At 53.9% G+C, this 12,019-nt stretch carries 9 protein-coding genes and 4 pseudogenes; 3 read left to right on the forward strand and 10 right to left on the reverse strand.

The annotated features are described in order from the left end of the window. The 10 genes and pseudogenes from UW3_RS30020 to UW3_RS0125915 all read right to left on the reverse strand — a co-directional run. Nucleotides 1-236: pseudogene (locus UW3_RS30020) on the reverse strand (protein tyrosine phosphatase); the annotation flags it as partial. 17 nt (nucleotides 237-253) lie between these two features. Continuing rightward, nucleotides 254-370 (reverse strand): annotated as a pseudogene (locus UW3_RS28845) (IS30 family transposase); the annotation flags it as partial. A 204-nt stretch (nucleotides 371-574) separates the two neighbouring features. Continuing rightward, nucleotides 575-1,039, reverse strand: a complete 465-nt coding sequence (locus UW3_RS28850) for a hypothetical protein (protein ID WP_148276821.1) — start codon at nucleotides 1,037-1,039, stop codon at nucleotides 575-577. Between the two features lie 178 nt (nucleotides 1,040-1,217). After that, complete coding sequence (locus tag UW3_RS0125895) at nucleotides 1,218-1,772, reverse strand: protein-tyrosine phosphatase family protein (RefSeq protein ID WP_010227002.1); 555 nt, start codon at nucleotides 1,770-1,772, stop codon at nucleotides 1,218-1,220. A gap of 17 nt (nucleotides 1,773-1,789) precedes the next feature. After that, nucleotides 1,790-1,906, reverse strand: a pseudogene (locus UW3_RS28855) (IS30 family transposase); the annotation flags it as partial. A gap of 204 nt (nucleotides 1,907-2,110) precedes the next feature. Continuing rightward, nucleotides 2,111-2,575, reverse strand: a complete 465-nt coding sequence (locus tag UW3_RS28860; RefSeq protein WP_148276822.1) for a hypothetical protein — start codon at nucleotides 2,573-2,575, stop codon at nucleotides 2,111-2,113. Nucleotides 2,576-2,753: 178 nt separating this feature from the next. Continuing rightward, nucleotides 2,754-3,308 (reverse strand): protein-tyrosine phosphatase family protein, encoded by a 555-nt coding sequence (locus tag UW3_RS0125900; protein WP_010227004.1) that lies wholly within the window; start codon nucleotides 3,306-3,308, stop codon nucleotides 2,754-2,756. A 46-nt stretch (nucleotides 3,309-3,354) separates the two neighbouring features. After that, the gene (locus tag UW3_RS0125905; protein ID WP_010227006.1) at nucleotides 3,355-4,323 is read right to left on the reverse strand and encodes an alpha-xenorhabdolysin family binary toxin subunit B; all 969 of its coding nucleotides are present in this window, start codon (nucleotides 4,321-4,323) and stop codon (nucleotides 3,355-3,357) included. A 21-nt stretch (nucleotides 4,324-4,344) separates the two neighbouring features. Continuing rightward, nucleotides 4,345-5,454, reverse strand: coding sequence for a hypothetical protein (locus UW3_RS0125910; protein ID WP_010227008.1), 1,110 nt, complete (start codon nucleotides 5,452-5,454; stop codon nucleotides 4,345-4,347). A 65-nt stretch (nucleotides 5,455-5,519) separates the two neighbouring features. Beyond that, on the reverse strand, nucleotides 5,520-6,674 hold the full coding sequence (locus tag UW3_RS0125915; RefSeq protein WP_148276823.1) for a hypothetical protein: 1,155 nt from the start codon (nucleotides 6,672-6,674) through the stop codon (nucleotides 5,520-5,522). Nucleotides 6,675-7,442: 768 nt separating this feature from the next. Here UW3_RS0125915 and UW3_RS27765 point away from each other — a divergent pair. The 3 genes and pseudogenes from UW3_RS27765 to UW3_RS27770 form a co-directional block, all read left to right on the forward strand. Then, nucleotides 7,443-7,826 (forward strand): annotated as a pseudogene (locus tag UW3_RS27765) (IS30 family transposase); the annotation flags it as partial. 47 nt (nucleotides 7,827-7,873) lie between these two features. Further along, nucleotides 7,874-8,434: a DUF6543 domain-containing protein gene (locus UW3_RS0125925; protein WP_010227013.1), complete on the forward strand. Its 561-nt coding sequence runs from the start codon at nucleotides 7,874-7,876 to the stop codon at nucleotides 8,432-8,434. A 43-nt stretch (nucleotides 8,435-8,477) separates the two neighbouring features. Next, on the forward strand, nucleotides 8,478-12,019 hold a 3,542-nt coding region (locus tag UW3_RS27770; RefSeq protein ID WP_010227015.1), incomplete at its 3' end, for a leucine-rich repeat domain-containing protein.

The following is a 12,019-nucleotide window of genomic DNA, read 5'->3' on the forward strand; positions in this document are numbered from 1 at the left end:
GCGCCAGGCTGAAGCCCATTTTCGTTCAAACTTACAATGCATTTGATATTGTAAATATCCAACAACTTCAACGCCGGCGTATCGAACTTCTGCAGTTCATCCTTCCCTTGATAGTAAGGCTGAGAACTTCGAAAAACCCTGACAGCCTTTTCATCCAAAGTAACCCAGTTTTTAAAAACCTCCGTTTTATCGCTAAGTAGGCTTTTCACATACCCATCGAGCTGATTCACTTTCATTTCACGCCCCTTCATTTTTTGAGGCTGGGTATGTTCATACTGCGCAGCTTGCCGGCAATTTGCTCAGGAGACAAACGCTCACGCAGCATATGAGCCACTCACTCGAAACGTTCGCTGCCCGGCAATAGCTTACGCTTATAGACTTACGCACTGTAAACCGTAGGGAAAGTCACTTTCGGATTTTTTTCAGTAACCGTGATTACGAAACAATATATTATACTATCGATGTGTATCGCAGGATCATATAAGTCTAAGGTTAAAGCATGCCGAGCCAAATACCCAGACCCGCCCAACAAAGTAGTCTTATAGTAATCATCACCGTACGGCACAAGTCCATATCAATTATTCGCTACAGAATAACCGGAATAAAAGGCAATACTAAATTTATCCTTTCCTTCGAAATCCCAAGGAAGCCTCAACGCCACACGTCCATCAGGACGTAAAACAAAGCACTTACCGCACTGAACACCTGTTCGCAACCATATTTTATACCCTCCCCCGATAAAAACTGGTAAAGCCCCTAATAGCTCTTCAGTACTATAAAAAGCATCCGGCGCGTGCCTTAACCCTACCGCCCCCCAGATATCGGCAGGGTTTTCCACAGCACCCAAAGATTCAAAATAAACATCCAGCGAGTTACTTACCCCTGGCGACACCCAGATATGGTCAGGGTCTTCCACAGCAACCACAACATCGTTCCCATTTTCGTCAACTTTCGTAACGGGTGGTATAGGCTTGCCGAAGTTCAGGGAGCATCCAGGTACAGAAAGGGTCCCAAAGAAGGAGCTCGATAATTGGGTCATGGGTCAATCTCCATAGCGTTGTACGATGAGGAAAATGCTTAGCGTAACCGTGCGACAAACAGATGAGCGATTTCGGCTTAAACGCTTGATCTTCTTATATGTGCCGCGCAGGCAGCCGGCAATATTGCGGGCTGCCATTGTCCGTCTCAGCCTTGTCTCGAACGTTTGACGCACGGGGTTACTTGTAAAGTTCTGGGCACAGTTTTTTATGGAAACTTTCAAGAACAGGCCTTTGCCCTGTCTCATATGTTGAAACCAGCACCAGCTCCTCAAACTTTTCCTTGCTTGGCTTTTTCAGGCTGTACAACTGGTATGCCGTCATCATTACACCCGTACGACCTTGACCATAACCACAATACACCAAGGCATTGCCACCCTTATCCAAGGCGGTTGTAATGGCATCACACCCGGTTAGAAGTTGATCCAGCGTCGGCACGGAAAAATCTTTGACGGGAAGGGATTTATAAGAAATACCCTTATTTTTTAATGTCACGTCGGCGCCAGGCTGAAGCCCATTTTCGTTCAAACTTACAATGCATTTGATATTGTAAATATCCAACAACTTCAACGCCGGCGTATCGAACTTCTGCAGTTCATCCTTCCCTTGATAGTAAGGCTGAGAACTTCGAAAAACCCTGACAGCCTTTTCATCCAAAGTAACCCAGTTTTTAAAAACCTCCGTTTTATCGCTAAGTAGGCTTTTCACATACCCATCGAGCTGATTCACTTTCATTTCACGCCCCTTCATTTTTTGAGGCTGGGTATGTTCATACTGCGCAGCTTGCCGGCAATTTGCTCAGGAGACAAACGCTCACGCAGCATATGAGCCACTCACTCGAAACGTTCGCTGCCCGGCAATAGCTTACGCTTATAGACTTACGCACTGTAAACCGTAGGGAAAGTCACTTTCGGATTTTTTTCAGTAACCGTGATTACGAAACAATATATTATACTATCGATGTGTATCGCAGGATCATATAAGTCTAAGGTTAAAGCATGCCGAGCCAAATACCCAGACCCGCCCAACAAAGTAGTCTTATAGTAATCATCACCGTACGGCACAAGTCCATATCAATTATTCGCTACAGAATAACCGGAATAAAAGGCAATACTAAATTTATCCTTTCCTTCGAAATCCCAAGGAAGCCTCAACGCCACACGTCCATCAGGACGTAAAACAAAGCACTTACCGCAATGAACACCTGTTCGCAACCATATTTTATACCCTCCCCCGATAAAAACTGGTAAAGCCCCTAATAGCTCTTCAGTACTATAAAAAGCATCCGGCGCGTGCCTTAACCCTACCGCCCCCCAGATATCGGCAGGGTTTTCCACAGCACCCAAAGATTCAAAATAAACATCCAGCGAGTTACTTACCCCTGGCGACACCCAGATATGGTCAGGGTCTTCCACAGCAACCACAACATCGTTCCCATTTTCGTCAACTTTCGTAACGGGTGGTATAGGCTTGCCGAAGTTCAGGGAGCATCCAGGTACAGAAAGGGTCCCAAAGAAGGAGCTCGATAATTGGGTCATGGGTCAATCTCCATAGCGTTGTACGATGAGGAAAATGCTTAGCGTAACCGTGCGACAAACAGATGAGCGATTTCGGCTTAAACGCTTGATCTGCTTATATGTGCCGCGCAGGCAGCCGGCAATATTGCGGGCTGCCATTGTCCGTCTCAGCCTTGTCTCGAACGTTTGACGCACGGGGTTACTTGTAAAGTTCTGGGCACAGTTTTTTATGGAAACTTTCAAGAACAGGCCTTTGCCCTGTCTCATATGTTGAAACCAGCATCAGCTCCTCAAACTTTTCCTTGCTTGGCTTTTTCAGGCTGTACAACTGGTATGCCGTCATCATTACACCCGTACGACCTTGACCATAACCACAATACACCAAGGCATTGCCACCCTTATCCAAGGCGGTTGTAATGGCATCACACCCGGTTAGAAGTTGATCCAGCGTCGGCACGGAAAAATCTTTGACGGGAAGGGATTTATAAGAAATACCCTTATTTTTTAATGTCACGTCGGCGCCAGGCTGAAGCCCATTTTCGTTCAAACTTACAATGCATTTGATATTGTAAATATCCAACAACTTCAACGCCGGCGTATCGAACTTCTGCAGTTCATCCTTCCCTTGATAGTAAGGCTGAGAACTTCGAAAAACCCTGACAGCCTTTTCATCCAAAGTAACCCAGTTTTTAAAAACCTCCGTTTTATCGCTAAGTAGGCTTTTCACATACCCATCGAGCTGATTCACTTTCATTTCACGCCCCTTCATTTCTGAGTAGCACGCTTTGATTTCGAACAACTTAATGCGTACGCGACCATTTCTGGACCAGGCTGGCTGCATAGTTAACCAGTTGCGGCGCCTTCGCTACGAAATTCTTCGCCTGCTCTTCGAAAGATAACGTTTCAGCAAAAACGGACTCGATAAAAGAATCATAGGTGCTTACTATTTTTTTTGCTTCGTCTGCATACTGTTTCTTGGGGGCGCGTAACGATTCAAAATCCTGAATTCTCGCTATTTTATCATAGTTTTCCTTTAACCTTTTGTCGGTATCCTCGTTGCGTTTTTCGAAGACCGATAGTTGTTTGATAAGGTCCGCCCTAGCCTTGACCAGATCATCGTACTTAACCTCACCGTCAGCAATCTTCAGCATTTTATTAACCAAACCAACGCTACCCTTAATCATCTTCATCTTGAACTCAGCCGGCGAATCGGACGACTTCGCCTTGTCATCCAAATCGTTGATAATGGGTTGCAGCTTGTCGTAGATGCTTTCTTCCTGGTAGGCCTTGATGGTCTCACCCAGTTGCCTTTCGTAGGCGAGTAACACATCATATTCGCCGACACCAGTTTCTTTGGTCATTGAGTGCAAGCCTTCGATCTCATTTTTATAGATATCTAGCCTGCCACCGTTTTCCGTGTACTTCATGGTTTCAAGGTTGTAGCGCGGAATCTCCATCTCATCTCGCAAATTCTGTACCGCGTGCTTCAGCTCGCTCATTGAGGTTTCCAGCTCGCTCTCGCTGCCTTCCAGGTTTGCAAGCAGCTGCTTGATCTCACTGGTTTTTAATGTCCCGTCTGTTTTTGCCAGCGCACTGTTAATTGCTTGATCCGTGTTAGCAAGATACTTAACAAGCTTTCCCAAGTCAGTTTTCAATACCGCAACATCGATATCCGACAACTTGATTTCTGCATAATAGGTGATGACTTGACGGCATTGTGCAACCGCCAGGGTATTTGGCACACTTGTAGCCATGTCTGAAGCACTCATCTTCTGTTACCCCTTAGTCAATTACTCGTCGTAGGCGAGACGAAACGCCTCTTTCAGTGCGGTCGAGTGTTTTTTGATTTTATCCCAGTCCTCCATGACCAGCGTCAACTTCCCGACAAATTTAGCCAAGGTCGCGTAATTCTTCTTACTTTTAAAATTATCCACTGACCCATCAACAAGCTGCTTCACTGCATCCCAGTGGGAATGCAAGTGGACAAGCCCCTCTTTGGCATTATTAACCACGTCAAACAGAGACCCCAAAGACACATGCAGGGCTGCGACCTCCCCTCTAATCTTGCTTGCCTGCTTAAGCGCTAGCAGCATGTCTTTTCGTTTCTTTCGGTTTGCCTCTGCGACGCCTTGAATCTTTTCATGCTTATCCAGCAGTGCCATAATACCAAGCGGCCCACTTAGCACTAACAGCACATTTTTGACGGTTACTCCCATCTCTTGCTTGGCCAGCGCATTTTCGATTTTTAGCTCCGCGTCAAATTTTATCAATGCGGTAAATTTATCAAAGATAGCTTGGTCTCGCCCATTGTTTGAAAAGTTCTTGACCTTCTCACCCACCCACGTTTTTATGGGGCCGATCTTATTCTCGAATGCTACTAGTGTACCGAGTGCGCTATTGGTACTTTGTTTCTTATTTTCAATTGATGTTTTGATGTATTCTACGATTTCGTCCAGCGTAGCAACCTTAGCCTCGTCCGCATCCCCGACCTCGTCCGGATTGAAGACATCATCATTTTCAAACGAAATATCAGGTAACGCCAACAACTGCTCATCGGTCAACGAGTCAAACCCCCCCTTTGCATAACCATCAAGACCTTTAATAATACTAATCGCGCCTTCAACACCCTGACTGGGAATGCCATTGCAAAACTCGGACATATCACGGGCAAATGCTATTAGCTCGTTGGATACATCCGTCATGGTTGTCTTGACGTTCGTCCACGTATTGGTGTGCGCTTTGATCTCTCTGTATTTTCTTGTGAACTCCCCCACAAAACCTTCGGAACCTTCGGGAAGTTCCTTCTTCACCAATTCTTCGGTTTGCGGAAGGGCCTGACCTGTTTCAACGTAAGTTTTAATACATTCCACGTCATCTTGCGTAACAATAAGAGCAGACATATCAAATCTCCCAAACTAATCATTTGAAACATCAAAAACACACAAAACCCAACCCCTGCCGACAGTCATGCTTGATCGTACATGGCCAGCACGGTCTTCAACGCTTCAGCACTTTTTTCAGCACCCTTCCACTCTCTTTGCGCACGAAAGAGTGATAGTTGAAGACTACGAATACTAATAATTTTTTGAGCGGTGGGGATCTCCGATTCGGCCCTTTTCGCAAATGCCACCGTATCGCTCCACAACTGGCGCACTGCATCGCTCCCACCCTCCGCCTTGCGCAACCAACCCACAGCCGGAAGTAATGCCTCAGAAAGCGGTCCCAACGCTTCCTTCAACTGAGGCGATTTAACGAACTTATTCAATACGGGTCGGACCTCATTCTCCAGCTCGTTTTTGAACCCGTTTATTTCGTTAACAAATTTTTCGCCGGCGCCAGAAAATACATTCAACCCGGTAGACATCTCAGCAAGCGACTCTTCAATAAGCACCACTATTGCCTTGTCTGTATCACTCAACATCGCCGCTTCGCGCGCCTGCTGGTCTATCGGCAAGGCCTCAAGAGTGTCCTTAAAATCCTGGATACTTGGCATGCTTTTGATTAACACCAAAATCGCATCGGCGTACTGCTTCATGGTGCCCACACACTCAATTACGAGCTGTGCAAAGGGCCCCATGCCCGCTTCAATACTTGGCCATTTCGCAGCGTTGCGTGCTAACAATTCAAACCAGTCATCTGCTTCTTTATCGCTCACGACTGGCGTATCTAACCCAGACAACTCGCTTACTACACTTTCTTTTCGAATTGCGGTAAGATGCGCTTGAGCCACATAGCATTTGATCGCTTCGATTTCTACAAACTCGATCACCGGCCTGTTCGGTAACGGCTGGAACGATACAGTGTACTCCGCACCCACCGTGAACGGCACAGTCTTAGACTCTCCGTCTTCAATACTGAACCACTCTAAAACGCCACCACTCGAAAAAGTCAACGTGCCATATTGTCGATTATATGGAGACTGGTTAGTGATCACTGCGGTCACGACCGGCCCGGCATATCCCGAGGAGTGGGGATATCGCTGGAAGCTAAATCTATTGCTTGCTTTCGGATCAAACTGGAAGTACGTAGTATCCTTTTCGACAGAAGACACGTTATCGTGGACGACTAACGTTACCGGCCCGTCTTCCTTGATTTTCACTTGAAAGCTTGGATTAGCCATTATCATCGACCTCGCCATTTACACACGTAAGAGTCAACCGCCCTTTACTAGCGCGAGAGATACTATTTCTGGACAAGCAAGTACATGATGCAGTTAGACAGGCATTAGCTGATCGTCAGGTTCGGAAAATCGCAGCGTGTATTCAACACTACTGCGGTATTTCTTTCTTCACAACTGGTAAAAATATCAGGTATCAAAGTGATATCAGCTATGTGCTCAGGACCTCGGCAAACGAATATTTCCTCAACAAATCGCCTCGAAACAGATGCGGCAAGCTTGGCTGATGCAGGTTCAGCCCGAACAACGCCGCGAATTCGAGAGCCGAGCTCCAAGCGTCGAATCGCAAGCTTGCTGCCCGCTACAAATTGATCGTAAAAGTCGTCGCCAAATGGCGCTCGCGATCAACGACGAAGGACTCGCGTATGGGATCTGCCCTGCCGCGAAGCGCAAAGCTGACACCCGCCGAAGAGGCATTGGTAGTTGAGTTCCACCGGCGAACAATGCTGCCTCTGGACGACGGGCTTGGGCATCTTATGAGTGTCTTCCCCAGTTAAGCCGTAGCGCCTGGCATCGCTGCCTGGTGCGTCCTGGGATCAGCCAGACGCCCAAGAACACCAACGTGACCAAATGCGGAAAATTCGCGCCGACTGAAATGGGGCGGCCGCGAAAACTGAGTGCAACACCTGACCTTTTCGGTACGGTGTTGCCCTATGTCCTATCACGAACTCAGCATCGAAGAACGCGTCACTCTCCAACTCGGCCTGGCCCAAGCTGCGCAGCATGAACATACCCAGCCTCAAAGAGGCTTACGTCTGCCGCGAGACGATCTACACCGCGATCTACGCCCTGCCGGTCGGTGAGCTTCGCAAGGAACTGATCATCTGCCTGCGCCAAGGCAAGACAGCCCACAGGCCGCGCTCTGGTGCAGTGGATCGACGCGGCCAGATCCCCGAGATGGTCAGCATTCACGTGCGCCCCCCAGAGATTGAAGACCGGCTGATGCCCGGACACTGGGAAGGCGATCTGATCAAAGGCAAAGCCAACGCCTCGTCTGTAGCCACCTTGGTGGAACGAACCAGTGGTTACTTGATGCTGGTGAAAATGAACGATGCGACGGCGACCTCTGCGATGGAAGGCTTCAACGCGCCGATGGCAGCGAACGCCTGTGGCTACCCACGCTCGCCAACTACCGCAGCCAGGTGGACCTGGCGCCGCAGCTCGAAGCCAATGCCCTAGGTCAATATGAGCTGCGCGACCAGCACTATATCCGCCTGGACAGCGAGCTGCTGCGCCAGTATTTCGACCCGTACACCCGCGAGTGGCGCATCGTTCACCCGCAAGACGCCACGGCCTACCAGCCCGTGCTCGTGCATAACCGCCAGGGTGCCTGGCGGCATGTGCACGAACGGCCGCTGGGCTGGTCGCGGGCCACGTTGCTGCGACGCCTTGGGTACCCAGTCGAGGCTTATATTGACCGGCAACATTGCCTGCGGTGCCTGCAGGTGGCACGGGACAGCGAGGTCCTGCCGGCGCATTTGTCGGACTTGACCCGTGAACAGAATTTCAGCCGTTTTTACCAGGGCCCACCGGCAAGCCTCAGCCCACAACAGCTGGCCCTGCCTCGGGCCATGGAGGGCCTGTACGAACCACTGTTGGCCAACGATGACGGCGAACGGTTGGTCTTCGCCTGCCTGAAACGCCTGCACCACTGGCCAACAGGGGCTACAGCCTCGCACTATTTACCACCTGGCCGACCTTGATCCGGCCTTTGCTGTGAACTCCACTCTCGCAGGAAAGGCCGTCATGAACTCACTTGATCTTCCCGTTCCACACCAGGCATTTGTCGCGCAACAGCTGCCCGGCTGGACCACCCACCTTGGCGCCGGCGATTGGCAACGCCTACGCCAGAGCCAGCAACCGCCGCAGGGCCACCTCGGTGCCGAGGCTGACTGGTTCGCCAATGCCGCCCCCGACTTGCGTGAAGCCGTGCTTGGCGCCCAGGCCCGCAGCCGAGCCGCGGACCGCGATCTGAGCAGGGCGCTGGGCGGCCTGCAGGGCCTGGCAGCGTTTGCCGAACCCTTGCTGGCCGAGCGCATGCACACGGACTTCGGCCTGCACCTGGAGGTCAGCAAGGCGCAATTGATCGAGTTCGAACTCAGGCCACTGTCGCCAGCCGAGCTGCTCGACCTGAGCTTGTCCACGTCGCTGTGGCTGACGTTGCCACTGCAACCGGCAGCCCCCGTCAGCCTGTTACAGGCGGCCCTGCATAACTTTCAGCCCGCCTACCGCTTCAATCCGGGTAGCCATCTGCAGACCCAGGTGCAGGCCGACGGCATGGCCACAGCAGATGGGCAGCGGCCGCCACCTGCGCCTGAGGCCTTCGCAGCCTTGTGCCGCGACCTGGACCTTGGCCAGCGCTATCAGGACCATCTGCACCAGCACTACACGGCCCCGTTTGTCGCACGCCAGTGGATCACCGCCTGCCAGGCACGTCTACGCTCCGCCGTGCAGTTGGCGCGCTTGCGCCTGCATATTCGCGGCACCACCCAGGACCACCTGCTGGCCCTGAGCGACGATCACGCACAGTTGATGCCGGTGCAGCAGGTGAGCCTGTTCGCCATCGCCTTGCGTGAAGTGTTGCTGTTCTATCCGCAGGGCCTGGGTGAGGATCAGCCGGTGGTGCTGTGGTTGCCCGGCGCGGTGGATGGCGAGCTTGTCGAGTATCCATCGCTGGCGGCCTGCACCACGGCCCTGCAAGCGCACTTGTGCAACGCCGGCTTCCGGCAGTTCTTCGCCCGCTTTGTCGCCAACGCGCAGCAGGCGCATTTCTTCAGCGTGCTCAAGCGCAATCTCGCCGATGCGAATGCCAAGATGGACGAGGACTGGTCCGTGCAAAGCGGCGCCGACCTACACCTGAGCACCGTCAAGCTGCCCAGCCCGCACTTTCGCCCGCTGTTCGAGCAGCACCTGCAACAGGCGCTGGACGATGCCCGCCTGCTGGCGGTTCCCACGGCCGATGCCGACGCGGCGCGGCATGCGCAAATCAAGGCGTTCTGGGAGAACAGCGCGCTTAACTTCCTGAATGTCGCGGCCTTTTTTGTGCCCGGCCTGGGCGAAGTGATGATGGCGGTGGTGGCCTATCAACTGGTCGAGGAAGTGGTGGAAGGGGTGCAAGCCTGGGAGGTCGGCGATATCGACGCGGCCATGGGCCATATGGCTTCGGTGGCGCTGAACGTGGCGTTTATCGGCGGCCTGGCCCTGGCCGGCAAGGCGGCGGCGCAGTTGTCGTCGCTGGCCAAGGTGCGCCTGCCCGATGGCCGGCTACGCTTGTGGAAGCCGGATCTGGCCCGCTACCAGGTCGCCGTCGAGCTGCCCCCTACGCTTGAAGCCAATGAACTGGGCCAGTACCTTGTCGAGGATAAAACCTATGTGCGCATCGATGGCCGCCTGCACCAGCAGCGCTTTGACCCGGCGCTCGGCCAGTGGCGCCTGGTGCATCCGCTGGACGCCGGCGCCTATGAACCGGCGCTGGAACACAACGGCCACGGTGCCTGGCGCTCGGTCCACGAGCAGCCGCTGAACTGGTCGGCTGAGCAAGTGCTACGGCGCCTTGGGCCGTTGAGCGAGGGCTTTACCGATGCCGAGCTGCTCGAAGCGCTGCACATCAGCGGCACGTCAGCAGCCCAGGTGCGCCAGGCGCTGGTGCGCAATGACGCGCCACCGGCGCTGCTTGCCGACACCCTGGCACGCTTGCAAGCGGCGCGCCGGGCCGGCAGCCGTGAGCGGTTCGAGCAGACCTACAGCGTGCAGCAGCCCACACCCGCGAACGCCGAACTGCCGCTGGTTCGTGCCCTGCAGGGCCTGTATGCACCTGAGCTTGCCGGCACCGACAGTGATCGCTTGCTGCTAACGTGCCTTCAACGCCTGCCCGGCTGGCCTGAAGGCTTGAACCTGGAACTGCGTGGCGGCAGTTCCGATGGCCCGCTGCTGGAGCGCATTGGATCGCGCTCGGCAGCCCAGCGCCAGGTGGTGGTAAAGACCACGCGCGGTTATCAGGCGTTCGATGGCGCGCAACCGGGGCCAAGGGTCGATGATCTGTTCGAGGCCACCTTCAATGCAATGCCCCCCGATACCCGTGAGGCGATGTCGTTAGCCGACAGCAACGCGCTAAAAACCCAGGTGCGCAGCCTGGCCTTGCAACACCGCGACCAGCTCAGCCAATGGCTGTGGTCGTACCCGCGCTTGACCTGGGCTGAAGGGGGCGGCCTGCGCGGCGGCAGTGGTCGCGGCTATCCGCAGGGCCATCAGGCCCTGGCCTCGCTGGTGGCGCGCTATCGGCGGCTGTACCCGGCGCTGAGCGACGCCCAGGCACAAGCGGCGCTGAACAGTTGGGCGGCGGTCAACCTCAATGCCGCCGAACAGCTGGTGCGCCTGGAGGCGCAATTCACCCGCCTGCGGCACGACCTGGTGCAATGGTCCATGGGCAACGAAGCCCGCGAAACCCTGCGCCGGGAGCTGATCAGCGTCTGGCAGCAGGAGCGCTTTCGGTACTTGCCCGACGGCAGTCGGGTGTTCCAGCTGAACATGGACGAGAGCGGCTTGACCCGCGCAGACCTGAGCAGTTTCCCGGCCATCGAGGCGTCATTTGCCCACGTGCGCGAGCTGTCGCTGGACGATAACCCGCTGGATGAACTGCCACGGGCCTTCAGCCGCCATTTTCCCAACCTGCAGCGCCTGTCGTTGAGCAGCACCCAACTGTCCCGGGTACCCGCTGGCCTGGGTGCGCAGCTGCGGGTGATGGACCTGTCGGACAGCGCACTGACCTGGTCGCCTGCCGACCAGTTGGCGTTGCAGCAATACCCCAACCTTGAGGAATTGCAGCTGTCGGCCAACCCGCTGGCAACCCCACCGGACCTGACCGCCCTGAGGCAACTGCGCAGGGTTGATTTGTCGCACGCGCAACTGCGCGCGCTGCCACCCGGCCTGCCCGGTTTGCACCAGGCGCAATTGATCGACCTGAGCGCCAATCGGCTGCAACGCCTGCCGGTCGGTTTCATGGTGCCGGAGCCTGTGGCACGGGCGCTGCGCCTGGAGAACAACCCCTTCGATGAGGTCTCCCTGACCCGCATCGAGCACTACTTCGAAACCAGCGGCGTCGACCTGATGGTCTCCGACTTCAATTACCAGGACCTGTTGTTCACGGCGACACCCGAGCAATTGGCACTGTGGCGGCGCCTGCAACTGAACGCACCACGGCCCTTCGTTCGCCACCTGCGCGAGCTGTACGGACGGCTGGATTATTTAACCGCGCCCCATGCCACTCTGCGCCGTTGGTGGCGGGGACT

This window comes from Pseudomonas donghuensis, assembly GCF_000259195.1.
GTDB classification, from domain to species: Bacteria; Pseudomonadota; Gammaproteobacteria; order Pseudomonadales; family Pseudomonadaceae; genus Aquipseudomonas; species Aquipseudomonas donghuensis.